At 70.0% G+C, this 440-nt stretch carries 1 pseudogene; it reads right to left on the minus strand.

Features of this window, described 5'->3' with window-relative positions:
• Positions 1 to 182: 182 nt before the first annotated feature.
• A pseudogene (locus MKK69_RS22250) lies at positions 183 to 308 on the minus strand (2Fe-2S iron-sulfur cluster-binding protein); the annotation flags it as partial.
• Positions 309 to 440 lie beyond the last annotated feature (132 nt).

Raw genomic sequence — 440 nt, forward strand, 5'->3', positions numbered from 1 at the left:
GCAGTGGTGGTTCGCGACCCGGGACAGCGGCGGGCGGGTGGTGGCGAGCAGCCGGCCGGGTTTCTCGACCTGGTACGTCAGCAGGTCGATCAGCTTCGGGCGGCCGGCGATGAACCGGGCGCCCGCCCCCTAGCCCTGCAACGCCGCCTCCACCGTCCCGGCGCGGACACAGTCGAAGCGGTTCATGGGCCGGCTCCCTGCAGGACGTCCTCGCTGGCGTCGACGATGTTGGTGTAGGCGCGGCAGCGGCAGATGTTGCCGCTCATCGCCTCCCGGATCTCGTCCCGGGTGTGGGCATGGGCTTGGTCACCTGCCGCAACAACAGCATCACGCCTCCAGCGATTAGAGGGGCGGAGAGCGGGTTGTGCCGGACCGCATGCAGGGCACCATCGTAGAGCGCGACCCCGGCCTCGCTCCGGCGTGCGGTACCGACAAATTCC

The organism is Methylobacterium sp. J-026, assembly GCF_022829585.1.
Taxonomy (GTDB): Bacteria; Pseudomonadota; Alphaproteobacteria; order Rhizobiales; family Beijerinckiaceae; genus Methylobacterium.